Source organism: Streptomyces sp. NPDC048424 (assembly GCF_040651555.1).
In the GTDB taxonomy this organism is placed as follows: Bacteria; Actinomycetota; Actinomycetes; order Streptomycetales; family Streptomycetaceae; genus Streptomyces.
The window spans coordinates 100,752-125,766 of record NZ_JBEZKE010000021.1; the positions used below are offsets into that span (position 1 = coordinate 100,752).

The 25,015-nt window shown below is 74.0% G+C and carries 18 protein-coding genes; 10 read left to right on the plus strand and 8 right to left on the minus strand.

The genetic code is table 11. The features are described from left to right. The first annotated feature begins 77 nt into the window (after window positions 1-77). From AB0D29_RS26880 to AB0D29_RS26890, 3 genes are all read left to right on the plus strand, one after another. The gene (locus AB0D29_RS26880; protein ID WP_362857711.1) at window positions 78-1,583 is read left to right on the plus strand and encodes a hypothetical protein; all 1,506 of its coding nucleotides are present in this window, start codon (window positions 78-80) and stop codon (window positions 1,581-1,583) included. A 331-nt stretch (window positions 1,584-1,914) separates the two neighbouring features. Further along, a complete protein-coding gene (locus tag AB0D29_RS26885; RefSeq protein WP_362857713.1) occupies window positions 1,915-2,826 on the plus strand; it encodes a hypothetical protein in 912 nt (303 codons plus the stop codon). Between the two features lie 54 nt (window positions 2,827-2,880). Next, window positions 2,881-7,626: a hypothetical protein gene (locus AB0D29_RS26890; protein WP_362857714.1), complete on the plus strand. Its 4,746-nt coding sequence runs from the start codon at window positions 2,881-2,883 to the stop codon at window positions 7,624-7,626. A 90-nt stretch (window positions 7,627-7,716) separates the two neighbouring features. Here AB0D29_RS26890 and AB0D29_RS26895 read toward each other — a convergent pair whose 3' ends face one another. Further along, entirely contained in the window at window positions 7,717-8,166 is a 450-nt protein-coding gene (locus AB0D29_RS26895) for a hypothetical protein (RefSeq protein WP_362857716.1), read from the minus strand. 385 nt (window positions 8,167-8,551) lie between these two features. Between AB0D29_RS26895 and AB0D29_RS26900 the strand changes: the two genes are divergently transcribed. Genes AB0D29_RS26900 through AB0D29_RS26915 form a run of 4 tightly spaced genes read left to right on the plus strand, consistent with a single transcriptional unit; the run spans window position 8,552 to window position 12,908 of the window. After that, window positions 8,552-11,380 (plus strand): nitrate- and nitrite sensing domain-containing protein, encoded by a 2,829-nt coding sequence (locus tag AB0D29_RS26900; RefSeq protein ID WP_362857717.1) that lies wholly within the window; start codon window positions 8,552-8,554, stop codon window positions 11,378-11,380. Continuing rightward, window positions 11,377-11,814, plus strand: coding sequence for a roadblock/LC7 domain-containing protein (locus AB0D29_RS26905; protein WP_030016314.1), 438 nt, complete (start codon window positions 11,377-11,379; stop codon window positions 11,812-11,814). The genes AB0D29_RS26900 and AB0D29_RS26905 overlap by 4 nt, the downstream gene beginning before the upstream one ends. 10 nt (window positions 11,815-11,824) lie before the next feature. After that, entirely contained in the window at window positions 11,825-12,301 is a 477-nt protein-coding gene (locus AB0D29_RS26910; protein ID WP_362857719.1) for a DUF742 domain-containing protein, read from the plus strand. A 13-nt stretch (window positions 12,302-12,314) separates the two neighbouring features. Then, window positions 12,315-12,908, plus strand: coding sequence for an ATP/GTP-binding protein (locus AB0D29_RS26915; protein WP_107050443.1), 594 nt, complete (start codon window positions 12,315-12,317; stop codon window positions 12,906-12,908). Window positions 12,909-13,154: 246 nt separating this feature from the next. Here AB0D29_RS26915 and AB0D29_RS26920 read toward each other — a convergent pair whose 3' ends face one another. The 4 genes from AB0D29_RS26920 to AB0D29_RS26935 are packed head-to-tail and all read right to left on the minus strand — an operon-like array spanning window position 13,155 to window position 15,919. After that, entirely contained in the window at window positions 13,155-14,348 is a 1,194-nt protein-coding gene (locus tag AB0D29_RS26920) for a lipid-transfer protein (RefSeq protein ID WP_362857721.1), read from the minus strand. After that, window positions 14,345-14,800, minus strand: coding sequence for a zinc ribbon domain-containing protein (locus AB0D29_RS26925; RefSeq protein ID WP_362857723.1), 456 nt, complete (start codon window positions 14,798-14,800; stop codon window positions 14,345-14,347). Before AB0D29_RS26925 ends, AB0D29_RS26920 begins: the two co-directional genes overlap by 4 nt. Before the next feature lie 32 nt (window positions 14,801-14,832). Continuing rightward, window positions 14,833-15,201 (minus strand): DUF962 domain-containing protein, encoded by a 369-nt coding sequence (locus AB0D29_RS26930; RefSeq protein ID WP_051836264.1) that lies wholly within the window; start codon window positions 15,199-15,201, stop codon window positions 14,833-14,835. 13 nt (window positions 15,202-15,214) lie between these two features. Then, window positions 15,215-15,919 carry a M15 family metallopeptidase gene (locus tag AB0D29_RS26935; protein WP_362857725.1) on the minus strand — a complete coding sequence of 235 codons (705 nt, stop codon included), beginning with the start codon at window positions 15,917-15,919 and terminating at the stop codon, window positions 15,215-15,217. A 29-nt stretch (window positions 15,920-15,948) separates the two neighbouring features. Here AB0D29_RS26935 and AB0D29_RS26940 point away from each other — a divergent pair, with 29 nt between their 5' ends. Continuing rightward, entirely contained in the window at window positions 15,949-16,458 is a 510-nt protein-coding gene (locus tag AB0D29_RS26940) for an NUDIX domain-containing protein (RefSeq protein WP_362857727.1), read from the plus strand. Window positions 16,459-16,585: 127 nt separating this feature from the next. On the opposite strand, the gene AB0D29_RS26945 is transcribed toward AB0D29_RS26940, so the two are convergent. After that, entirely contained in the window at window positions 16,586-19,021 is a 2,436-nt protein-coding gene (locus tag AB0D29_RS26945) for a TIM-barrel domain-containing protein (RefSeq protein ID WP_362857728.1), read from the minus strand. Between the two features lie 244 nt (window positions 19,022-19,265). Between AB0D29_RS26945 and AB0D29_RS26950 the strand changes: the two genes are divergently transcribed. Continuing rightward, window positions 19,266-21,242, plus strand: coding sequence for an acetoacetate--CoA ligase (locus AB0D29_RS26950; RefSeq protein WP_362857729.1), 1,977 nt, complete (start codon window positions 19,266-19,268; stop codon window positions 21,240-21,242). 69 nt (window positions 21,243-21,311) lie between these two features. After that, window positions 21,312-22,217: a hypothetical protein gene (locus tag AB0D29_RS26955; RefSeq protein WP_362857731.1), complete on the plus strand. Its 906-nt coding sequence runs from the start codon at window positions 21,312-21,314 to the stop codon at window positions 22,215-22,217. A 60-nt stretch (window positions 22,218-22,277) separates the two neighbouring features. Here AB0D29_RS26955 and ptsP read toward each other — a convergent pair whose 3' ends face one another. Together ptsP and AB0D29_RS26965 are read right to left on the minus strand one after the other, a co-directional pair. Further along, a complete protein-coding gene (gene ptsP, locus AB0D29_RS26960; RefSeq protein WP_362857732.1) occupies window positions 22,278-23,948 on the minus strand; it encodes a phosphoenolpyruvate--protein phosphotransferase in 1,671 nt (556 codons plus the stop codon). Between the two features lie 79 nt (window positions 23,949-24,027). Beyond that, window positions 24,028-24,477: a PTS glucose transporter subunit IIA gene (locus AB0D29_RS26965; RefSeq protein ID WP_362857733.1), complete on the minus strand. Its 450-nt coding sequence runs from the start codon at window positions 24,475-24,477 to the stop codon at window positions 24,028-24,030. Window positions 24,478-25,015 lie beyond the last annotated feature (538 nt).

The following is a 25,015-nucleotide window of genomic DNA, read 5'->3' on the forward strand; positions in this document are numbered from 1 at the left end:
CCACGGTCCGGCCGGGGACGATCCGGCCGAACCATGCCGTTTGGGATGTTGTCAGCAACAGGACCTAGTCTTTGTCCGTGACTCTCCCAGCCCCGGCGAAGACCCTCCCGTCCCCGGCGCCGGGCCCGGCCGCCGACGAGGGCCTGGCCCGGCGGCTGCGCGCCCTCGCCTGCACCGCCCCGCTCCACGACCTCGACGTACGCAAAGCCAATCTGGCGGGCGAGTACGGGATCTACGCGATGGCGGAGGTCGCGCTGGCCGCGATCGACCTGGTCACGCTCAACATGGACTTCGACACGGGCGCCGACCACGAGCAGATAGTGGCCAGGCTGCTGCCGCGCGTCGCGGCCCAGGCCCCCTCCCGCCCGGCGGCCGAGCACGAGCGGGTGGCCCGCTGGGTGCTGGAGAACCTGATCAACGTCGGCAGCGTCGACCGCGGCTTCCGCGCGATCTACGGCACCTTCGGCCCGGACGGGGTCTACGTCCGCCGGGACTACGACTTCAAGCTGATCGAAGAGGTCCCCGGCTACGGCGGCGCCGTCTACCTGCGCACCACCGACGAGGCCGTCAACGTCCTGGTCGGAGCCCTCGACACCGACGTCACCAGCGCCCAGATCGCCGCCGAGGTCAAGCTGGAGGTGCTGATCAGCCGCGGGCGGCTGGCGGACGCCCAGCTGGCCGCCGAACAGGCCCGCTACCGGACCGTCCAGTACGCCGAGACCCTGCGCCGCACGCTGGACGCGACCCGGCGCAACGTACGGGCGGTGGACTGGCTGCAGGCCGTGCCCGACATGATCGCCGAGGCCCTGGACCACGTCGCGGACCGCTACCGCCACGAGAACGCGATCCTGACCAACATCCGCAAGGCGCGCGACGAGGCCGAGGAGCCGGAGAGCAAGCGCCGCGCCGCCGAGCTCGTCGACATCGTCAAGGACTGCATCCGCCGCCACACCCAGCTCCAGTCCAGGCTGCTGGACGCGGGCCCGCTGTTCCGCGCCGAGCAGGACCGCCAGGCCTTCGCCGCCCCGGCGCCGCGCTCCGGCATCGACCTGTACGGGCAGCTCGTGGCCCCGCTGCTGCCGCTGCCCCTGGAACAGGCGAGCCGGGTGACCGCGGCCTTCTTCGCCTCCGGCGCCGGGCTGCGCACGCCCGTCTCGGTGCGGGTGAGCGACCTCGTCGAGATCCTGCTCACCCCGCCCGTGGAGCGCGAGCACCTGGGCGCGGAGATGCCGGAGCCGGACCTCATCGCCACCCCGGACGACAGCCGCTTCAGCGAGGAGCAGCTCGCCGCCGCGAAGGAGTTGCTGGACCTCCCGCACGACGCACCCCGACGGCTGTCCGGGCTCCTCGCACAGGCCCGCCGCAGCGATCCGGACCTGCCGTACCTGGTGGCCCTGCTGGCCGTCCACGCGGCGAGCCCGGCCGTCGGCACGGCGTACCGGCAGGGGGAGGAGCGGCTGCTCTTCGCGGTGGACGACGGCACGCAGCTCGACGACCCCGAGTTCGGCGGCGCCGACCTCATCGTCGGCACGGCCCTCCTCGACGCCGCCGGCATGGCCGCCGACCGCGCGGAGGCGTCATGACCACGGCCGCCGTTGCCCTGGCCGGGCGGGAAACGGTTCTCGTGGCCGCCTGCCACCCGGCTGCGCCGGCGCCACTTTCAGCCCCTCCGGCGTTTGAGGAGCGGGTCCGGGCGGAGCCCGGTGCCCGGCGGAGCCGGGTTTCTCCGCCAGCTACCGCCGGGGGTGCCCCCAGGGGCGCTGCCCCAGACCCCGCGCCTCAAACGCCGGCGAGGCTGGATGCGGCGGGCCGCCCGCGCGTCGCCAACCACGCCGGCGAGGCCGAATCCCATGCGCGGCTCTGCCGCACGCTCCGTACCACCCGAACCACCCGTACCGCCGAGGAGACCCGCCCGTGAGCGACCACCACGCCGAGCACCCCGCGTGGAGCGAGCCCGCGGCTCCCGCCACGCCCGCCCCCGCCGCGGCCGCGCACGCGAACCCGGCGGTGACCCCCGCCGACGCCGCCGACGCGGCCCGGCTCGTCGCCTTCGGGCTGCAGCCCAAGCTGCTCCCCGCCCGCGACGCCGAGTACGCCGAGCTGCTGCGCCGCTACCGCGAGGACCCCGGCTTCGGCCGGCTCGCCGACGCCGTCGCCACCGGCCTCGGCCTCGTCGTCCTGGAGGTGTCCCCGCGCGCCGGCATGGCCGTCGCCGCCGGCGAGGACTCCGTCTTCGCCGTCCGGATGGGCGACTACGCCCGCCGCACCGCCGCCGACTCCGCCGACAGGTTCCTGCACGGCCTGGCCCACCTCGCCGTCGCCGCCCTCGCCTTCCCCCGCCCGGAGGACCTCGCCGACGACGGCTACATCGGCCGCATCACCGTCAACGGCGTCGACTCCTTCGTCCGGCAGACCTGCCGCCGCCTGGAGGAGCGCGCCGAGGAGACCGGCGAGAACACCGACCCGGCCTCCGACGCCCCCGGCCTGGAAGCCGCCTGGCGCGTCTACTCCCGCCGCAGCGCGACCGGCGCCACCAAGGACGCCCGCCGCCTCGCCGGCTCCACCACCGGCATCGTCGGCAAGGCCGCCGCCTTCCTCACCGACTCCGGTTTCCTCCAGCGCACCGGCGACGAGTCCGGCGGCACCTACCGCACCACCCCCCGCTACCAGCTCCAGGTCCGCGACATGGCGGGCAGCGCGGCCATGGCCGAACTCCTGGAACTCGGCGTGGTCCCCGTCAGCGACGGCTCCGCCACCCTCCTGCCGCCGCCCGAGGGCGACGACCTGGACCTGGCCGCCGATGCCGGGCTCCCCTTCCACGCCTGAGCCACCCGTCCTCCGTACGCCCTGAGTCACCAGACACCACGAGAGTCCGCCGCCATGTACGAGCTGTCCCGGATCCGCCTCTACTCCATCGGGCCCGCCGGTGCGCGCTACGCCGACACCGTGCTCGACCTGCGCGGAGTCGGCGAGCCGGTGCCCCACCCGGCGCCGGCCCAGGCGGAGTTCTTCGAGGACGAGCCCACCGGCCCGCCGCGCCGCCCCGCGCCCGCCGGCGTGCTCTTCCTGGAGAACGGGGGCGGCAAGTCCGTCCTCCTCAAGCTGATCTTCTCGGTGATGCTCCCCGGCCACCGCAACACCCTCGGCGGCGCGAGCTCCGGCGTGCTGCGCAAGTTCCTGCTCGCCGACGACTGCGGCCACGTCGCTCTGGAGTGGCAGCACACCCAGACCGGCGAGTGCGTGGTCGTGGGCAAGGTCAGCGAATGGCGCGGCCGCCAGGTCTCCAACGACCCGCGCAAGTTCGCCGAGGCCTGGTACTCCTTCCGCCCCGGCCCCGGCCTGAGCCTCGACAGCCTGCCCGTCGCCGAGGCCACCACCGTGCGCCCGCCCGTCGAAGGCGCCTCCGGTGCCCAGGGACGCCGCCGCACGATGAAGGGCTTCCGCGACGCGCTCACCGAGGCCGGCAAGGCGTACCCACACCTCGAGGTGTACTTCGAGGAGATCCACGACCGCTGGAACGAGCACCTCACCGAGCTCGGCCTCGACCCCGAACTCTTCCGCTACCAGCGCGAGATGAACGCCGACGAGGGCGAGGCGGCCGGCCTCTTCGCGGTGAAGAAGGACTCCGACTTCACCGACCTCCTGCTGCGCGCCGTCACCGACACCCGCGACACCGACGGCCTCGCCGACCTCGTCCACGGCTTCGGCAACAAGCTCGGCCGCCGCGCCGAGCTCATGGCCGAACGCGACTTCACCGCGGGCTCGGTGGACCTGCTCACCAAGATCGTCGAGGCCGCTGGGGCCCGCTCCCGGCTGCGCGACGTCCACGCGGGCGCGGAACGCCGTACGCGCACCCTCGCCCGGCGGCTGTCCGCCCGCGCCGCCGAGGAACGCGGCCGCGCCGCCGACCTCGCCCAGCGGGTCACCGCCGCCGCCCACCAGGTCACCGCCGCCGACTCCGCCCGCGCCCGCAGCGCCGCCGTCTCCGCCGAACTCGCCTACCGGCACGCCTCGCTGGCCCTGACCGTCGCCGACAAGGCCGCCGCCGCCCAGCGCCGCGAACTCCTCGAAGCACGCACCCTGCACTCCGCGTGGCAGGCCGCCGAGACCGTGCTGCGCCACCGCGCCGCCGCCGACCGCTCCGCCCGCGTCGCCGTCGCGATCCTCGAAGCCGAGCGGGACGCCGCCCCCGCGCTCGCCGCGCGGGCCACGGCCGCCGGTGAACTCGTACGAGCCCTGCACACCGCCGCCGAGCACGGCGAACGGCTCGCCAACGAGGAGGAGGAGCGTTCCGCCGCCCTCCAGGCCACCGGCGAGGACTCCCACCGCGACGCCACCGCCGCCGCGACGGCCGCCCAGCGGGCCCGCAGCGAGGCCGAACACCTCCGCTCGCGCCTCGCCGAGGTCCAGCAGGAGACCGCCGAGGCCGTCCGGGCCGGCTGGCTCGACGACTCCGCCCCCGACGCCGACCCGGCGCGCGCGGCCCTCGCCGCCACCGACGCCGAGAAGACCGCCGTGGCCGCCTGGGACGAGGCCCGGGACGCCGCGCGCGCCGGCGCCGAAGCCGCCCGCGAGGCCGCCGCCGCGGAATCCCGCGCCGAACTCACCGCCGCGCGCGCGGCGGACGCCGCCGAGGCGGCCGAGGCCGCGCACGACGCCGAGTACCGGGCGGCTGCCTCCCTCGCCGCCTCCCCCCGACTCGCCGAACTCCTCGGCCTGCCCTCGGCGCCCGCCTCCCTCCTTCCCCACCCGCGCACGCAGAGCGCCGCCTCCGGCCCCTACGCGGGATCCGTCGCGCAGCCCGCACCGGCCGCGTCGGCCGGCGCGGCGCACGGCTCCGCCGGACACGGTCCGGCCCAGACCGGGCCCGCCGGCCGCCCCGAAGCCGCCGGCGCGGGCGGGCTCACCGTCGCGGACCTCGATCGGAACGCCGACGACCTGCGCACCCTGCTCACCGACGGGGTCGCCGCGGCCGAACGCCAGCTGTTCGAGCTGCGCACCGCCGCAGCCGACGACTCCCGCATCCTCGGCGCCCTCGGCGACGGCGGCCTGCTGCCGCCCGGCCCCGACGTGCTCGCCACCGTCGAGTACCTCGGCGAGCACGGCATCCCCGCCCTCCCCGGCTGGCGCTACCTCGCCCAGTCCGTGGACCCGGCCGACCACGCCGCCGTCCTCGCCGCCCGCCCCGAACTCGTCGACGGCGTCGTCATCACCGACCCCGACACCCACAGCCGGGCCCGCGAGGTCCTCAACGGCGCCGCCCTGCTGCCCCGCTCCACCGTCGCCGTGGGCACCGCCGCCGCACTCCTCGCGCCGGTCCCGGCCGCCGACGACTCCGACACCGCCGTGTTCCTCGTCCCGCCGAACCCGGCCATGCACGACGAAGGCGCCGCCGACGAGGAGCGCCAGGCGCTGCGCACCCGCGCCGCCGCCCGCGACACCGAGATCCGCGAGCTCGCCGCCCGCCTCTCCGGCGACCGCGAACTCGCCGCCCGCCTCGCCTCCTGGCGCACCGGCTGCCCGCCCGGCCGCCTCACCGAACTCGCGGAACAGGCCGCGGCCGCCCGGGCGTTCGCCGAGGAGACCGACGCCGAGCTCGCGGAGGCCCGTACCGTACGCGCCGAGGCCGACGAGGCCGCCGCCGACGCCGCCCGCGTCCGCGAGGAGCGCCAGGACACCGCCCAGCGCGCCCGCCGCGTCGCCGACGCCCTCGCCGGCCTCGCCTACCGCCTGCGCGAGCGGGCCGGCTGGCAGGCCAGGCTCCGCGAACTCGCCGACGAGGCCGCCGAGTCCGAGGCCCGCGCCGAGGTCTGCCTGGACCGCGCCCGCGCCGCCGACGAGGACCGCCGCGCCGCCCAGCGCGCGGCCGACGACGCCCGCCGCACCGCCCGCGCCCTGCGCGCCGAGCGAGCCGAGATCGCCGGCGCCCCCGACCAGCTGCCCGAGGCGGACGCGGACGGCCCGCGCGTACCCCTCCCGGACCTCCGCGAGGCCTACCGCGCGGCCTCCCAGCTCTACGAGAAGGTGGGCGTCGGCGCCGACCTGCGCGCCGAACAGGCCCGCGCCGAGAGCGACGAGAGCGCCGCCCTCGCCGAACTCGACCGCCTCACCAACAAGGTCCGCACCCGCGCCGCCCAGCTCCTCGAAGGCACCGACGGCGCCGACGGCCCCTCGCGGCAGGCCGCCGCCGCCCGCGCCGAGTCCCTCGTGCAGATGCTGGAGACCCGCGCGTCCACCGCCAGCGAGCAGCTCGGCCGGCTGCGCGGCGAGGCCGAGCGGCACGCCCCCGCCGAGGGCGAGGCGCACACCGAACTGCCCGAGGAACTGGTCCCCGGGGACGTCGAACAGGCCCAGGCCCTGCTCCGCACGGCCACCGCCCAGCTCGCCGCCCACACCGCGGCCGTGGAGAGCGCCCGCGCCGCCCACGCGGACCTGCTGCGCGCCCACCGCACCGCCGAGGACGGCGCCGGCGGCTTCGACGAGACCGCCGCCCTGCTGCGCGACCTCCTGCGCGACCACGCGCACGCCGAGGACGAGCAGGAGCCGGTGCCCCACCCGGGCACCCTGGAGGAGGCCCGCCAGTCGGCCACCGAGGCCCGCCGCTCCCTGCGCGGCTGCTCCGCCGACCTCTCGGCCGCCGAGTCCGCGGTGCGCGAGGCGAGCGACATCCTGGTCCGGCACGCCAACTCCACCCGCTACGAGCAGGTACGCACCCCCGCGCGCCAGCAGATCCGGGAACTGCCCGCCGCGGCCCTGCCCGAGCACGCGGCGGCCTGGGCGGCGGCCTTCGCCCCCCGGCTGCGCGTCCTCACCGACGAGCTGGCGCAGCTGGAGCGCAACCGCGACAGCATCGTCGACCGCCTGCGCGGCCTCGTCGAATCCGCCCTGGCCACGCTCCGCTCCGCGCAGCGCCTCTCCCAGCTCCCCGAGGGCCTGGGCGAATGGTCGGGCCAGGAGTTCCTGCGGATCCGCTTCGAGGAGCCGGACCAGGCCACGCTCACGGAACGGCTCGGCGAGGTCATCGACGAGGCCACCCGTGCGGCCGTGAAGAAGAACAGCACCGCCTCCTTCGGCGAGGGCCGCCGCGACGGCATGTCCCTGCTGCTGCGCGGCGTCCAGGCGGCCCTCGAACCCAAGGGCATCTCCGTGGAGATCCTCAAGCCGGACGCGGTGCTGCGCGCCGAACGCGTCCCCGTCGGCCAGATGGGAGACGTCTTCTCCGGCGGGCAGCTGCTGACCGCCGCGATCGCCCTCTACTGCACGATGGCGGCGCTGCGCAGCAACGACCGAGGCCGCGACAAGCACCGCCACGCGGGCACGCTCTTCCTCGACAACCCGATCGGCCGCGCGAACGCCACGTACCTGCTGGAGCTCCAGCGGGCCGTCTCCGACGCGCTGGGCGTCCAACTGCTCTACACGACGGGCCTGTTCGACACCACGGCCCTCGCCGAGTTCCCGTTGGTGATCCGGCTGCGCAACGACGCGGACCTGCGGGCGGGCCTGAAGTACATCAGCGTCGAGGAACACCTGCGCCCGGGCCTGCCGCAGCAGTCCCCGGAGGAGGAGACCATCCACGGCGAGATCACGGCCACCCGCATGTTCCGCCGCAGCGGCGTCCCTTCCTGACGCGCGGCGCCCGGCCGGACGCGCCCCTCACCCCCGCCCCTGCTCGCGCCGCTCGGCGCGAGCAGGGGCGGGGCGGGGGCGGGTCCGCCGTCAGCGCGTGGTGTACGGCCCGGAGGTGGCCAGGGGGCCGTCCTCGCGGGGTATTCGGCCCGGGGTGGCCTCGCGGCCGCGGGCGGCCCTGTGGGCCTCGCGGGACCGCCGGCGCGCCGTGCTGCTCGGCTCCGAGAGGACCCCGTACCGCTGGTTCCACATCTGCCGGGTGATCAACACGTCCAGCGCGCCCCAAGTGGCCACGATCGTCCCCGCTATCGCGCAGAGCGCCATCGGCAGGGCCAGCCAGGACCCGGTCAGGGTCAGGAAGAACGTGATCGTCGCCTGGGTCAGGGTCACGGCCACGATCACCACCGCCCGCACCGCGGACGTCCGAACCGGATCGGGCATCCGGCGCCGGCGGGTCGGCTCCTCCACCCACAGCCCCCGCCCCGCGACCCCCGCGTACGCGCCCGAACCCGCCCCGCCGCCGCCCTCGTCACTGCTCATGGTCCGCTCACTCCCCACGCCGCGGTCCGTATGCCTACCCACCACGTCTACCCCCGACGCGGCCCTCGAACAGACAGACGTCCGACGACACCGAGAGATTCCCGAATCGCGGATGCCTCCACGGGCCACCGTGATCGCGGAACAAATAATTCCAGCCATCCATCAGGTTGCGGGAACCGACGCCTCACCAAGTGTCATCTGCCACATATCGGGCCGCTCTTGACCGGAAGTGTCGGACAACTGGTGATCTTCCTCCAGGGGTCAGGCCGAAAACGTCCGGACACGCCTTCGAACCTGCTCCAGAGCAGTAGTAGGCTCACGCCGTTTAAATGACGGAACACCGACCCCCGGTAACGGGGTTGACCTGGGGGAGGCTGGGGAGGCCATGCGCTTTCGCGGGAAGTCCATCCGCCGGAAGATCGTGGCGTTGCTCCTTGTGCCGCTCGTCTCCCTGACCGCCCTCTGGGGTTTCGCCACGGTCATCACCGGTCGTGAGGCGCTCCAACTCTTCGACGTGGCCTATGTGATCGACAAGGTCGGCTATCCCGTCGAGGACGTCGTCCGCGTCATCCAGAAGGAACGGCGCCAGACCCTCGTCGTCCTCGGCGACCCACGGGCCGCCACCGCCACCGCCGAACTCACCAAGCGCCGCGCCGAAACCGACGAGGCCGTCGAGAAGATCAGCGTGAGCGCGCGCGACCCCAAGGTCATCGACGAGCTGAGCTCGCAGAGCTCCCAGCGCCTGCGCTCCATCGTCGCCGCCTTCCAGGGCATCGGCGCCATGCGCCGCTCCGTCGACCAGAACGCCCTGGACCCCACCCAGGCCCTGGAGCTCTACAACCGGCTCGTCGACCCCTGCTACGACTTCCTCATGAACCTCCACGGCCTGGACAACGTGGAGGTCGACAAGGAGGGCCGCGCCCTCGTCGGCATCAGCCGCGCCCGCGAGCTGCTCTCCCGCGAGGACGCCGTCGTCGCCGCCGCCCTCGCCGCGCGCAACGTCACCGCACCCGACGTGCGCCACGTCTCCGACTTCGCCGCCAACCGCACGCTGCTCTACGAGTTCAACCTCGTGACCCTCCCCGCCGACGACCGGGAGCGGTTCGAGCTGTTCTGGAAGGACGCCCAGAGCAAGCCCCTGCGCGACGCCGAGGAACGGTTCATCGCGGGCGGCGCCGTCAACAAGCCGCGCAGCGTCACCGCCGCCCAGTGGGACGAGGCCGCCATCAAGGTCCTCGACGACCTCGCGGCCATGAACACCGCCGCGGGCGACCGCTACCAGGAGCGCATCGAGCCCGTCGCCAGGGACGTCATGGTCCAGGCCGCCGCGGCCGGCGTCCTCGGCTTCCTCGCCCTGATCGTGTCCCTGATCCTCTCCGTCCGCATCGGCCGCGACCTGGTCCGCGACCTGTCCCGGCTCCGCAAGGAGGCCCACGAGGCCTCCGGCGTCCGGCTGCCCAGCGTGATGCGCCGCCTCGCAGCCGGCGAGCCGGTGGACGTGGAGACCGAGGCGCCCCACCTCGAATACGAGAAGGACGAGGTCGGCCAGGTCGGCCAGGCCCTCAACACCCTCCAGCGCGCCGCCGTCGAAGCCGCCGTGAAACAGGCCGACCTGCGCCGCGGCGTCTCCGAGGTGTTCGTCAACCTGGCCCGCCGCAACCAGGTGTTGCTGCACCGCCAGTTGACCCTCCTCGACACCATGGAACGCCGCACCGAGGACACCGAGGAGCTCGCCGACCTCTTCCGCCTCGACCACATGACCACCCGCATGCGCCGCCACGCCGAGGGCCTGGTGATCCTCTCCGGCGCCGCGCCCTCCCGCCAGTGGCGCAAGCCCGTCCAGCTGATGGACGTCGTACGGGCCGCCGTCGCCGAGGTCGAGGACTACGAGCGCATAGAGGTGCGCCGGCTGACCCGCCTGGGCATCGTCGGCCCCGCCGTCGCCGACATCACCCACCTCATCGCCGAACTCCTGGAGAACGCCACGGTGTTCTCGCCGCCGCACACCGCGGTCCAGGTGCACGGCGAGCGCGTGGCGAACGGTTTCACCCTGGAGATCCACGACCGCGGCCTCGGCATGACTCCGGAGGCGCTGCTCGACGCGAACCTCCGGCTCGCCGAGACCCCCGAGTTCGAACTCTCCGACACCGACCGCCTCGGCCTGTTCGTCGTCAGCCGCCTCGCCCAGCGCCACAGCGTCAAGGTCGTCCTCCAGCCCAGCCCGTACGGGGGCACCACCGCGGTGGTCTTCCTCCCCGTGGCGCTGCTCACCGACGCCCCCGAGACCAACGGCAACGGCGTGCGCCTCGACGGTCCCCGCGGCGCGGCCGCCACGCCCGTACGGTCCGGCGGGCCCGCGCCGGCCGCCCACACCGGTCGGACCCCGTCCGAGCGGCCCGCGCCGGCCGCGGTGGAGCGCGCCGCCGGCCGCCCGCTGCCCGCCGCCGAACTGCGCGGCCCGGTCGAGCTGGAGGCTCCGCTCGTGGGCCGCGGCCTGGACGGCCTGGACCCGCTGGACGCCCTCGACGACCCCGCCGCCCTGGACGACGCCGCCCGCATCGCGGGCCGCCCCGCCGCCGGCCGCCCCGTGATGGCCACCCTCGACGACGAGACCCCGCCGAACGGCACCCCCCGCAGCGCCCTGCTGGGCCTGCGCCCGGCCGACCGGCCGCACACGGACCGGCACACCGAACGCAACGGCGCCCGCAAGGGCGAGCGCGACCGCGAATCGCTCGCCCCCACCGGCCCCGTCCGGCTGGAGACCCAGCGCGTGGAGGCCTCGCGATCCGACGGCCCCCGCTCCGCGGGAGCCGTACCGCTGCCGCGCCGCCGCCCCGCGCCGACCCTGGTCGCCGAGCACGGCCGCCGGGTGGAGCGTCCGGTGTCGGTGGTCCCGCGGCCCACCCCCGCCTCCGCGGCCGGATCCGGCGACACGGACCCCGCACCCGGCCCGGGCACCGGCGGGCTTCCCCGCCGCGTCCGCCAGGCCAGCCTGGCACCCCAGCTCAAGAAGTCCCCGTCCGCCGCACCCGCCGAAGCCGCCACTGACCAGGTGGCCGACCGCGACGCGGAAGACGTACGCACGCGCATGTCCGCACTCCAGCGCGGCTGGACGGCCGGCCGCAACCAGCACGCACCGCAGCAGTCCGAGCCCGAGGCAGGCACCTCCGCCGCCGGCGGTCCCGGATTCGAGAACGAAGGGGACGGTCGATGACCGCACCGCAGACCGGCAACGACACCAGGGGCCGCGGCTCCGGCCCGCTCAACTGGCTCCTCGACGAGCTCGTCGACCGGGTCGGCTCCATCCGCAAGGCGGTGGTCCTCTCCGGCGACGGCCTGCCCACCGGCAGCTCCAAGGACCTCACCCGTGAGGACAGCGAGCACCTGGCGGCCGTGGCCTCCGGTTTCCACAGCCTGGCCAAGGGCGTGGGCCGGCACTTCGACTCCGGCCGGGTCCGCCAGACCGTCGTCGAACTCGACGAGGCCTTCCTCTTCGTCATGGCCGCGGGCGACGGCAGCTGCCTGGCCGTGCTGGCCGACGCCGACTCGGACGTCGGGCAGGTCGCGTACGAGATGACGCTGATGGTCAAGCGAGTGGGCGACCACCTGGCGACCGCCCCGCGCACCGGGCTGCCAGCCGGAGGGTGAGTCGTACGGCATGAGCGATCCAGGCCAGGACCACTCCACCGGCACTGACACCGACACCGACCTCGCCGCCGGCTTCGGCTTCCCCGTCGATCCGTCGGCCGACGGCCCCGACCACGCGCACTGGTTCGACGACGACGCGGGTCCCGTCGTACGCCCGTACGCCATGACCCGCGGCCGGACCAGCCACGCGGGTCAGCACCGCCTCGACCTGATCGCGCTCGTCGTCGCCGAAGCGGCGGCCGACGATCCGGTCTGGGACATGACCCTCTCCCCGGAACACGCCCACATCCTCGGGCTGTGCCGGGGCGGACCCCAGTCGGTCGCCGAACTCGCGGCCGACCTCGACCTCGCGGTCGGGGTCGTGCGCGTCCTGATCGGCGACCTGGTCGACGAGGAACTGGTCCACGTGACCAGGCCGGTACCACCGGCCGAACTGCCCGATGAATCCATTCTGCGTGAGGTGATCGATGGCCTTCGGGCGCTTTAGCCGCACCGGTGCCATGCACGCGGTGTCGCCGGTCGAACCGCTGACCTTGAAGATCCTGGTCGCGGGCGGCTTCGGGGTGGGCAAGACCACCCTGGTCAGTGCGGTGAGCGAGATCAGACCGCTGCGGACCGAGGAACGGCTCTCCGAGCCGGGCGTCGGTGTCGACGACACCGGGGGAGTGGAGGGCAAGAGCACCACCACCGTGGCCATGGACTTCGGGCGCATCACGCTCCGCGAGGACCTGGTGCTGTACCTGTTCGGCACGCCCGGACAGGACCGCTTCTGGTTCCTGTGGGACGAGCTGGCCCAGGGCGCGCTCGGTGCCGTGGTCCTCGCCGACACCCGCCGCCTCGCCGACTGCTTCGCGGCCGTCGACTACTTCGAGCGGCGCGGGATCCCGTTCGTGGTCGCGGTCAACTGCTTCGACGGCGCCGACCGGCACCCCGTGGTGACCGTACGGACGGCACTCGACCTCGACCCCGGGGTACCGGTGCTCCTGTGCGACGCACGCGACCGGGAGTCCGTGAAGGACGTGCTGGTGGGGGTCGTGGAACACGCGATGTCCCTGGCGCGCGAGCGGCGCCGGAGCCTCTCGGCGGGGGCCTGACGGGCGGCGCCCGTACGAGGAGCCCGCATGGCGCCCGTACGAGGCGCCCCGCGTGGCGCCCGTACGAGGGCCCGGGAACGGTGCCCGCAGGACGGGCCCGACATGGAGGCGACCCGTACCCCCGCCGACTGGGGTACGGGCCGCAGCTCTCACGGGGGGTTCGGGGTCCCGGTCGCGGCGCGGGACTGTGGAGCGAGTGTGAACCTGCCGCAGGGGGCCGTCAAGCGTTCGGACAACACGGGCTGTTCAGCGCACGGCGACGACGGCGGACCCGTGCCCGAACAGCCCCTGATTGGCCGTGATCCCGGCCCTCGCCCCCGGCACCTGCCGGTCCCCGGCCGTCCCGCGCAACTGCCACGTCAGCTCGCACACCTGCGCGATGGCCTGCGCCGGCACCGCCTCCCCGAAGGAGGCCAGCCCGCCACTGGTGTTGACCGGGATCCGGCCGCCCAGCGCGGTCGCCCCCTCCCGGACGAGCTTCGCCCCCTCGCCCTGCGCGCACAGCCCGATGTCCTCGTACCACTCCAGTTCGAGGGCGGTGGACAGGTCGTACACCTCGGCGAGCGACAGCTCGTCCGGCCCGAGCCCCGCCTCCTCGTACGCGGCGCGCGCGATCGAGGACCGGAAGGAGCCGGCCGCCGGATCCACGGCAACCGCCGAGTCGGTGGCGATGTCCGGCAGGTCCAGCACCGTCCGCGGGTACGTCGGCGTCACCGTGGACACCGCCCGGATCCGCACCGGATCGGCCACCCCGCGCGAACGCGCGAAGTCCATGCTGCTCAGCACCAGCGCCGCACCCCCGTCGGAGGTGGCGCAGATGTCGAGCAGCCGGAGCGGATCGGCGACCACCGCCGAGGCCGCGACCTCCTCGGCGCTCACGCTCTTGCGGTAGCGGGCGTACGGGTTGAGCGCCCCGGCCGCCGCGTTCTTCACCTTGACCTGGGCGAAGTCCTCCGGGGTGTCCCCGTGGACGGCCATCCGGCGCCGGGCGTACAGCGCGAAGTACGCCGGGTTGGTGGCGCCCAGCACGCGGAACCGCAGCCAGTCCGGATCGTCCGGCCGATCGCCGCCCGCCGGGGCGAAGAACCCCTTGGGCGCCGCGTCCGCGCCCACCACGAGGACCACGTCGGCCAGGCCCGCCAGGATCTGCGCGCGGGCCGCGCCGATGGCCTGCGCTCCGGAGGCGCAGGCCGCGTACACGCTGGTCACCCGGGCGCCCTGCCAGCCCAGCGCCTGTGCGAAGGTCGCACCGGCCACGTAGCCCGGATATCCGGAGCGCACCGTGTCGGCGCCGACGATCGACTGCACGTCCGTCCAGTCCAGTCCGGCGTCCGCGAGCGCCGCCCGCGCGGCGGTACGGCCGTATTCGACGAAGCTGCGGCCCCATTTGCCCCAGGGGTGCATGCCGGCCCCGAGGACGGCGATGTCGGCGACGCTCATGCCGCCCCTCCCACCGGCTTGAACCGCCAGGTCGTCCAGACGGTGCCGGCGTCCTCGTTCAGTACGCCGCCCACCACCTCGACCTCCGTCCCGACCGCCAGATCGGCGACCCCCACCCCGGGCGCCGCCTGCCCCAGCACGACCATCCCCTCGGCCTCCAGCTCCACCGCGACCAGCGTGTACGGCTCCCAGGGCGCGTCCGGGTCGGACACGTACGGCGCGGGCGGCCGGTAGCGCCCGTCGGTGTAGGACCAGACCCGGCCCCGCGGGGACAGCGGCACCTCGGCGAGCTCGCCGCCGCCCGGGCAGTGCGGATTGCGGCAGTACGCGTCCTCGCGCGGGAAGAACACCGCGGTGCAGGCCGAGCACCGGGTGCCGAGCAGCCGGAAGCCGCCGTCCGGACCGTCCTCGGTGAACCATCCGGTCACGACGGGTGTGCGTGTGCGTGCCAAGTCCCCTCCCAAGCCAGACTTCTGACGGATCGTCAGAAGTCTGTCACGGGCGGGCACCCCTGGCACGGGTTCTCGGCGAGCCACTTCCGGGCGATCTCGCCCAGCTCCGCGTCCCGCCCGGCCAGCATCATCCGGATCATCTGCGCGTCCCCGCGCAGCGACCACCCCGGATTGCCGAAGGTGGCCGGGTTGTTCCCCTCGATCAGGAAGTGCGCCGGCCAGGCGGTCCCGTACCCGATCAGGGGGAGCGCGGCGAGGTAGCGCTTGCGGCCGCGCGCCAGCCCGTAGGCGGTCACGGCCAGCCCGGTGAGCGTGCCGGTGAGGTGGATCCAGCGGGTGGCGGCCCGGGAGTGCATCGCGACGTAGTACGGCCAGAATTCCTCGTACGAGCTGAAAGTCATGCGGGCACGGTACTCACGGCCGCACGGCGGCGACAGAGACGGGGAAATCGAAATACGTGTCCGGATACGCCTCCGGCTTGTACGTGAAGTGCCACCACTCCTCGGGAAGGTTCACGAACCCCTGCTCGGCCAGCGCCCCCTTCAGCAACTGCCGGTTGGCGCGCGCGGCGCCCGTGATCCGCGGGTCGTCGGTGTGCGAGAGCGGATCGAAGAAGTCGAAGGCCGTCCCCATGCCGACCTCGCGGCCCGAGAGTTCCTCCAGGGTCACGTCGAGGGTGCTTCCGCGGCTGTGCCCGGACTTCTCCGCGATGTACCCCTCCGGAATCAGCCGGCTCCGCTCCACGTTCGGGTAGAACTCCGCCTTCCGTTCCCGGTCCTGCGGGCCGTCCGCCTCCCGCGCCCACCGCACGAAGCGGTCCACCGCGCGCTGCGGCCGGTAGCAGTCGTAGACCCGCAGCGCGTAGCCGCGCCGCAGCAGCCCCCGCTGCGCCCGCCGCAGCGCCTCGGCGGCGGGCCGGGCCAGCAGGCACACCGGCTCCTCGTACCCGTCCACCACCCCGCCGGTGAAATTCCGCGCACCGGCGTAGCGCATGTCCTGCCGGACACTCGGATCCACCTCGCCCAGCACCACGAACCCGGGCCCGGAACCCGACTCGGGTTCGGAGGGCGCCGCCGCCCCGCCGGCCAGCACCGCGAGCACACCCACAACAGCCGTCATCCGCATACCCCTTGGCATACCATCGCCGGATGCCGGCACAGCTGAAGGACTCGCACTGCTCCACCTGCGGAGCGCCGTACTCCACCCACGCGTGGCCCCGCACCTGCACCGCCTGCGGGGCGACCGCCTACCGCAACCCGCTCCCGGTGGCCGTCACCCTCCTGCCCGTCGAGGATGTTGACGGCACCGGCCTCGTGGTCATCACCCGCACCATCGAACCGGCCCTCGGCGGCATCGCCCTGCCCGGCGGCTTCATCGACTTCGGCGAGGACTGGCGCGACGCGGTCGTCCGCGAACTCCGCGAGGAGACCGGCATCACGGCCCCGGCCTCCGAGGTCACCCTGGCCGACGCCCTGAGCTCCCCGGCGGGCCACCTCCTCCTCTTCGGCCTCCTCCCGCCCCGCCCCGCCGCCGACCTCCCCGCCTCCGAGCCGACCGACGAGACCACGGGCTGGCACATCCTCCGCTCCCCGTCCCCCCTGGCCTTCCCCCTCCACACCCAGGCATCCGCGGCTTGGTTCGCGGGCAAGTACGCGTAGAAACCCCCAGCCCGCCGCACAATCCAGCCCCGCCACCAATCCCAGCCCCGCCGGCGTTTGAGGCGCGGGGTCCGGGGCGGAGCCCCGATCCTGAACCGGCACCCGCCCCCTCGCCCCGGCGACCGCCCTACAGCCCCCGCACGGTGACCCCCGAGACCGGAGCCCCCGCATCGGTCTCCACCACCACCTCGTCCCCCACCCACCGCACGGTGTACCGCTCGACCGTGCCCGCCTCGAACCCCGGCCCCGGGTCCCGGATCACCACCCCGCCACCCGTACGCCCCCGCGCCGGCGCCCACGCCTCCAAGGCCACCCCGTCACCGCCAGCGGCGCGGACCGGCAACAGGGACCCCGCCCGGGCCAGCACCGGGATCCGCCCCTGCGGGGCGTCCAGCAGGATCTGGCCGGGGCCCTCGTACGCCGCCCCGGTGGCGGTGTCGTACCACCGGCCCCGCGGCAGCCGTACCGCCCGCCGGTCCGCCCCGCACTCCAGCACCGGGGCCACCAGCAGCGCGTCACCCAGCAGGAACGCGTCCTCGCAGTCCCGCAGCCGCCGGTCCTCCGTCGCCCCCCACCACAGCGGCCGGACGTACGGCGCACCCGTCCGCCGGGCCAGGTGCGCCAGCGTCACGAAGTACGGCCGCAGCCGCTCCCGCTCCGCCATCACCTCCGCCGCCTGCCGCGCCACCTCGGGCCCGAACTCCCACGGCTCCCGCCGCCCCGCCCAGATCGCCGAGTGGGTACGGAACAGCGGCAGGTACGACCCCAGTTGCAGCCACCGCACGTACAACTCCGGCGACGGCGACCCGCCGAAGCCGCCCACGTCCGGGCCCGAGTACGGCACCCCGCACAGCCCGAGCCCCAACACCAGGGCCAGCGAGGCCCGCAGCCCCTCCCAGCTGGTCTCCACATCGCCCGACCAGCTGCCCCCGTACCGCTGCATCCCCGCCCAGCCCGACCGGGAGAACAGGAACGGCCGCTCGGCCGGCCGCAGCCGCACCAGCCCCTCCCACCCCGCCCGTGCCATCCCCAGCGCGTACACGTTGTGCCCCTCGCGGTGGTCCCCGCCGGCCCCGTCCATCGCGTGCCGCGCCGACCTCGGCAAGGTGTTGTCCCCGAACGGCGCGAACGACACCGGCTCGTTCATGTCGTGCCAGAAACCGGCGAAGCCCTGCGCGAGCCGTTCCTCGTACAGCCCGCCCCACCACTCCCGTACCGCCGGATCCGTGAAGTCCGGGTACGCGCACTCGCCCGGCCACACCTCACCGCGCACCTCCTCGCCGCGCGCGTCCCGCACGAAGGCACCCGCCGCCCCCACCGCGAGCCCCGACTCGTGCACCGCGTCCCCGGCCTTCACCGCCGGATCCACGATCGAGACCAGCCGCACCCCCCGCTCCCGCAACTCCCGGGCCAGCCCGGGCAGATCGGGGAAGGCCTCCTCGTCCACCGTGAACACCCGGTGCCCGGCGTAGTGGTCGATGTCCAGGTGTACGGCCGACAGCGCGAGCCCGCGCGACGCGTACCCCTCGACCACCCGCCGCACCTCCGCCGCGCTCCCGAACCCCCACCGCGCGTGCTGGTACCCCAGCGCCCACTCCGGCGGCACCGCGGCCGCGCCCGTCAGCCCCGACCACCCCTGCAGCACCCGCGCCGGCGTCCCCACCAGCACCCAGCACCGCAGCGGCCCGCCCTCCATGCGCAGTTCGCTCGCCCCGGGGCGGTCCGCGCCCGAGCCCGCGCCCTCCTCGCCCTCCCGCAGGACCACCCGCCCGTCCCAGGAGTTGTCGTGGAACACCAGGTGCGTGCCCGCGTCCGCGACCACCAGCTGCACCGGCATCGTGAGGTACAGCGGATCGACGCCCGGCCCGAAGCCCCCCTTCGGGTCCGTGTTCCACAGCCGGTACGCCCCGTCCCGCAGCCGCGGCCCCGCGGCCCGCCCGCCCAGCCCGAAGAACCGCGCGTCGGCCGCCACCTCACTGCGCTGCACCCACCGCCCCCCACGAGGGCCCACCGCGCCGGGGCCGGTCCCGGCCGCACCCCCCGTCGGATGCGTCCCGCCCGAGACGGATCCGGCCCCCACCGCGGCCTCCCCGGCCAGGGGAACCGGCTCCCACCACCGCGGCGGCGCCTCCCGCCGCAGCACCGTCCCGCCCGGGGTGCGCACCTCCACCGCCCCGTGCCGGGACACCGCCACCGTCACCCGCTCCGACACCACCCGCCAGCCGCCCCCGGTGTCCGGCTCCAGCACCGCCCGCGGATCCGGCTCCGGCCCGTCGCCCACCACCGCGTACGAGGGCGTCGGCCCGGCCCCGTCCCAGCCCCAGAACACCGCGCCGCCCGCCATGACCCGTACCAGCAGCTCCGAGCGCGCGAACCGCAGCACACCCCCGCCCGGGCGGGGCTCCGTACCGGTCAGCAGCCCCGGCACGCGCGCCCGCTCCGCGCCCCGGCGCGGGAGCCCCACCGCGTCCGCACGCCGGTGGCGCCACGCCGCCCGCCAGGCACGCCGCCCGCGCTCCGAACCGATGTCCTTCACCGCACGCACCAGATCACGACCGTCCATGGAGATCACCCTGCCACCGGCCCCCGGCCGAAGGGGCTGCGTTCAACTGCCGTTCACCCGCGGGGTGACCGCCCGCGACCAGCGGCGGCCCACATACCGCCGACCCCGTGAGCGGCGATGACGACTCTGGTGCGGATGTCGATCACATGGCATCGTCCCTGTGAGCCGTCGCGCGGACACCCACCGGGCGATGGCACCGTACGCACACGAAGCGCGAGCCGCAGACTTGACCGGGAGCCGACCCATGACCTCAGCCACGCAGCCGGAACCCCTCTGGGCGCCGGGCCCCGACCGGATCGCCGCGGCCCGCATCACCGCCTTCCAGGCCTGGGCCGCGACCCGCTTCGGAGCCCCCGCCGACGGCGGCTACCCGGCCCTGCACAGCTGGTCCGTCGACGAGCTCGACACCTTCTGGCAGGCCGTCGCCGAGTGGTTCGACGTCCGCTTCACCACCCCGTACGAGTCCGTCCTCGCCGACCGCTCCATGCCCGGCGCCCGCTGGTTCACCGGCGCCACCCTCAACTACGCCGAGCACGCCCTGCGCGCCGCCGAGGACCCGGCCCGCGCCGACGACCCGGCCCTGCTGTACGTGGACGAGACCCATGAGGTCACCCCGGTCACCTGGGCCGAGCTCCGCCGCCAGGTCGGCTCGCTCGCCGCCGAACTGCGCGCCCTCGGCGTGAGCCCCGGCGACCGGGTCAGCGGATACCTGCCCAACATCCCCGAGGCCACCGTCGCCCTCCTCGCCACCGCCGCCGTCGGCGGCGTCTGGACCTCCTGCGCCCCCGACTTCGGCGCCCGCAGCGTCCTCGACCGCTTCCAGCAGGTCGAACCGGTCGTCCTGTTCACCGTCGACGGCTACCGCTACGGCGGCAAGCAGCACGACCGCCGCGACACCGTCGCCGAACTCCGCGCCGAGCTCCCCTCCCTGCGCGCCGTCGTCCACATCCCGCTCCTCGGCACGCCCGCCCCCGACGGCGCCCTCGACTGGTCCGCCCTCACCGCCGCCGACGTGGTGCCCGTCTTCGAGGCGGTCCCCTTCGACCACCCCCTCTGGGTCCTCTACTCCTCCGGTACGACGGGCCTGCCCAAGGCCATCGTCCAGTCCCAGGGCGGCATCCTCCTCGAACACCTCAAGCAGCTCGGCCTGCACTGCGACCTCGGCCCCGAGGACCGGTTCTTCTGGTACACCTCCACCGGCTGGATGATGTGGAACTTCCTCGTCTCCGGACTGCTCACCGGTACGACGGTCGTCCTCTACGACGGCAGCCCCGGCTACCCCGACACGGGCGCCCAGTGGCGCATCGCCGAGCGGACGAAGGCCACCCTCTACGGCACCTCCGCCGCCTACGTCATGGCCTGCCGCAAGGCCGAGGTCCACCCGGCGCGCGACTTCGACCTCTCCGCCGTGAAGTGCGTGGCCACCACCGGCTCCCCGCTCCCGCCCGACGGCTTCCGCTGGCTCCACGACGAGGTCGCCGAGGACCTCTGGATCGCCTCCGTCAGCGGCGGCACCGACGTCTGCAGCTGCTTCGCCGGCGCGGTCCCCACCCTCCCCGTCCACATCGGCGAGCTCCAGGCCGCCTGCCTCGGCACCGACCTGCAGTCGTGGGACCCGTCCGGCAAGCCCGTCATCGGCGAGGTCGGCGAGCTCGTCGTCACCAACCCCATGCCGTCCATGCCGATCCACTTCTGGAACGACCCCGACGGCAGCCGCTACCGCGACAGCTACTTCGAGATGTTCCCGGGGATCTGGCGCCACGGGGACTGGATCACGATCACCGACCACGGCTCGGTGATCATCCACGGCCGCTCCGACTCCACCCTGAACCGCCAGGGCGTCCGGATGGGGTCCGCCGACATCTACGAGGCCGTCGAGCGACTCCCCGAGATCAAGGAGTCCCTGGTCATCGGCCTGGAGGAGCCGAACGGCGGCTACTGGATGCCGCTCTTCGTCCACCTCGCCCCCGGCGCCACCCTCGACGACGACCTGCGCGCCCGGATCAAGGCGACGATCCGCGAGGAACTCTCCCCTCGCCACGTCCCCGACGAGATCATCGAGGTCCCCGGCATCCCGCACACCCTCACGGGCAAGCGCATCGAGGTCCCGGTCAAGCGGCTCCTCCAGGGCACCCCCCTGGCCAAGGCGGTCAACCCGGGTTCCGTGGACAACCTCGACCTCCTCCACTTCTACGAGGAGCTGGCCCGCACCCGCGGCTGAGGAAGTCGTCACTGTCAGTGGCGATGATTACTCTGAGTGAGCAGAAGATCGCGTCACTCAGGGGGAACCATGCCACCGCGCAAGAACGACCACGACACCGACAGGCGCCGCACGCTGCGCCGCGAAGTCCCCAGCACCCTCGGCCTGCTGGCCGACGCCGGGGACTTCGCGGCCATGTGCGGCTACCGCAGCTTCACCTTCGACCACCCCGCCGACTACGCCGATTACCTCCGCCACGTCGACGGCCTGCTCCGGTCCCTCGCGGCCCGCGGCATCCACACCACCGTCGCCCTCTTCGACCCCGACGCGTACGCCGAGTACTGCGGGGAACACGGCCTCGATCCCGACACCGCCGAGACCCGCACCCGCTTCACCGCGGAACTGGCCGGCGGCAGCGCCGTCCTGCCCTACACCGGGCAGCCCGTCGACGAGATCGTCCCGCTCCTCATCGACGAGGCGGTCCGCCAGGCCACCTGGGAGTACGCCACCACCCTCCTCGCCGGAATCGGCCGCTGCGCGGACTGCGGCGAGGACATCGGCCACGCCTCCTTCGACCGCGCGAGCGACGCGCTCAAACGCCTCGTGGCCGGCGCCGGACCCGGCCACCACCACTTCGTCTGCAGCATCCCGACCGAGGCGGAACAGCTCGTCGCCGTCCTCCACGCCGACACCACCGCTGACCCCGACACCCCACCGCGCATCGAGGGCCGCGAAGGCCTCGACTTCGTGACGGTCCTCGCCGCCGGGCTCGCCCAGGGCGGACCCGGGGGACTGGTGGTGCGGAGCACCACCGAAGGCCACCGCGACAGGGTCCACGGCTGGCGCCTGGACCGCGGCCGCCTCACCGCACTCTCCGCCGCGGCCGTCTTCAACGCCTACTGCACCGACGCCGACACGGGGGAGCCCGTCGCCCCGGAACCCGGGGTCGAATACTGCCCCGGCTACGAGGTCGACGCCCCCGGCCCGCACCACTGAACGACCGAGGGGCCCTCGCCACCGGCGAAGGCCCCTCGATCCACACCACACCGCGTCCGGCTACTCGCCGGAGAGCACCGCCTGCGCGGCCACGCGCGCCTCCTCGGCGCTGTCCGCCGCACGGGCGGCCGCCGCGGCACGCTCGCACTGGGCGAGCGTGTACTTGGCGAGCGTCGCCCGCACATAGGGAATCGACGCGGCACCCATCGACAGGGAGGTGACACCCAGACCCGTCAGCACACAGGCCAGCAGCGGGTCCGCAGCGGCCTCACCACAGACACCGCAGCTCTTGCCCTCGGCCCTGGCGGCCTCGGCCGACATGGAGATGAGGTCGAGCAGCGCCGGCTGCCACGGGTCCTGCAGCCGCGACACCGCTCCGACCTGACGGTCGGCGGCGAAGGCGTACTGCGCGAGGTCGTTCGTGCCCAGCGACAGGAACTCGACCTCCTGCAGGATCGAGCGCGCCCGGAGCGCGGCGGAGGGGATCTCCACCATCGCGCCGAACTTCGCCTTGAGGCCCGCCTCACGGCAGGCGTCCGCGAAGGCCCTGGCATCGGTGCGGTCGGCGACCATCGGGGCCATGACCTCGAGGTAGACCGGCAGCCCCTCGGCCGCCTTGGCCAGCGCGGTGAGCTGCGTGCGCAGCACGTCCGGGTGGTCCAGCAGCGAGCGCAGCCCGCGGACGCCCAGCGCCGGGTTCGGCTCGTCGGCCGGGGTCAGGAAGTCCAGCGGCTTGTCGGCGCCGGCGTCCAGCACCCGCACGACGACACGGCCCTCGGGAAACGCCTCGAGCACCTTGCGGTAGGACTCGATCTGCTTCTCCTCGGACGGCGCCTTCTTGCTGTCGTCCAGGAAGAGGAACTCGGTGCGGAACAGACCCACACCCTCGGCCCCCGCCTCGACGGCCGCCGGCACGTCGGCGGGCCCGCCGACATTGGCCAGCAGCGGCACCTTGTGACCGTCGGACGTCGCACCCGGACCCGACGAGGCGGCGAGAGCCGCCTTGCGCTCGGCGGCCGCGGCCGCCAGCTCGGCCTTCTTCTCCGCGGTGGGCTCGACGTACAGGTCACCGGTGCTGCCGTCGACGGCGATCACCGTGCCCTCGGCGATCTCACCGGCACCCGGAAGCGCCACGATCGCCGGCACGCCCAGCGCCCGCGCGAGGATCGCGCTGTGACTGGTCGGCCCGCCCTCCTCGGTCACGAAACCGAGGACGAGCGTCGGGTCCAGCAGCGCCGTGTCCGCGGGAGCCAGGTCCCGCGCGATCAGCACGTACGGTTCGTCGCTGTCGGGCACACCCGGCATCGGCACGCCCAGCAGCCGCGCCACGATGCGGTTCCGTACGTCGTCCAGGTCGGCCACCCGGCCGGCCATGTACTCGCCGGCCCCCGCGAGCAGATCGCGGTAGGAGGCGAAGGCGTCGTACACGCCCCGCTCGGCGGTGCTGCCGACGGCGATCCGCCGGTCGACGTCCGCCATCAGCTCGGGGTCCTCGGCGATCATCGCCTGGGCCTCGAGCACGTGCTGGGCCTCGCCACCGGCCAGCTGGCCACGCGCGATCAGATCGGCCGCCACGGCACTCACCGCCTGACGGGCGCGCCCCTGTTCGCGCTCCGCCTCGTCCGCGGTGATCTGCTTGGCCGGCGGCTCGAGAACCGCCGTGCCCATGTGCCGCACCTCGCCGATCGCCACACCGTGGCTCACGCCGACGCCTCGCAGCGTTGTCTCCATTTCACCCGTCTCCGGTTGAGCGGCGGGCCGAGCCGCCGCGGTGGATGTCCGACTCACTCGCCCGCTACGGGCGGAAGCGTCACTGCCAGCTGAAGAGAGCGTCGTCAGCCTTCACGTCGCCGGAGTCGACGACGTCGGAGAGGGATTCGGCCGTCGCCTCGAGCGCCACGACGGGGCAGATGGGCGACTTGCCGGCGGCCACGACGGCAGCGGGGTTCCAGCGGATGACGGCCTGGCCGCGGGTCACGGTGTCGCCCTTGTTCACGAGCAGCTCGAAGCCCTCGCCGTTGAGCTGAACCGTGTCGATCCCGAGGTGCGTGAGTACACCGTGGCCCTCGCTGTCGACCACTACGTACGCGTGCGGGTGCAGGGACACGACCACACCGTCGACGGGGGACACCGCCTCCGAGGGCTCGCGCACGGGGTCAATGGCGGTGCCCGGTCCCACCATCGCGCCGGAGAACACCGGATCCGGCACTGCCGCGAGTCCGATGGCGATCCCGGCAAGTGGGGACGTCACGCTGGTCATGGGGGCCTCCCAGGGGTGGGGCTCATCGTGTCGCCGTCACTGCCTGTCGCGAACGGCGTACTCTTCTGAAGGATATGTCACTTGATGTTCGGGTTCGCCCGATGTTGGTCCCGATCCGGGCTGGCCCTTCGGCACGGAGACTAGTGGACTAGACCGGTGGACTAGACCATACGCCTGAATCGATTTGCTTGGGCACCATGGGGCCTGTACTGTCGTGACTCCCGCCAGGACGCCCCGTGTGAACTTCTCGCGAACGGCAGATGGACGGGACTCCTCCTCTTCATCAACGATCTTGATCTCCTTGCTGTCTTTTCGTATGCCTTTTCGGTAATGCGGGAGCGGTCAAAGGCTCGGGAAATCGCTGATAGAGTCGGAATCGCCGGAAAGGGAAAGCGCGAAAGCGCAGGAACTGGAAAGCACCGAGGAAGTCGGACACGAAAGAGTCTGATAGAGTCGGAAACGCAAGAACACAGAACGAAAGCCCGGAGGAAAGCCCGAGAGGGTGAGTACAAAGGAAGCGTCCGTTCCTTGAGAACTC